Source organism: Yersinia similis (assembly GCF_001053095.1).
GTDB classification, from domain to species: Bacteria; Pseudomonadota; Gammaproteobacteria; order Enterobacterales; family Enterobacteriaceae; genus Yersinia; species Yersinia similis.
The window spans coordinates 1-457 of record NZ_CGBP01000102.1; the positions used below are offsets into that span (position 1 = coordinate 1).

Below are 457 nucleotides of genomic sequence, written 5' to 3' on the forward strand. Positions count from 1 at the left end.
CTACGGAGGGGTAAATTTCAGCTGTAATGTTTCAATTTTCAGCTTGTTCCAGATTGTTAAAGAGCAATATTTCACAACACACTGTGCCTTGCGACCCCAGTACGTTTTGAAATAGTTTTATATGGTGGAGCTAAGCGGGATCGAACCGCTGACCTCCTGCGTGCAAGGCAGGCGCTCTCCCAGCTGAGCTATAGCCCCATATAAAAAGCAAATCACCTTATTGCTGCAACTCAACAGGGAATGGTGAGTTGGTGGGTCTGAGTGGACTTGAACCACCGACCTCACCCTTATCAGGGGTGCGCTCTAACCACCTGAGCTACAGACCCAACAAGGTACTAAAGCCCGACCAATTTCTCAGCCCGGCTTTATTTGCTCGTTACTTTCTATCAGACAATCTGTGTGGGCACTGCGCAATGCGTATCGTTAGGTAAGGAGGTGATCCAACCGCAGGTTCCCC

The 457-nt window shown here is 49.0% G+C and carries 2 tRNA genes; both read right to left on the bottom strand.

The window, feature by feature from the left end:
• Window positions 1-122: 122 nt before the first annotated feature.
• Window positions 123-198 (bottom strand) — tRNA-Ala (locus AC971_RS21565).
• A 51-nt stretch (window positions 199-249) separates the two neighbouring features.
• Window positions 250-326: transfer RNA gene (locus AC971_RS21570), tRNA-Ile, on the bottom strand.
• Window positions 327-457: the final 131 nt, after the last annotated feature.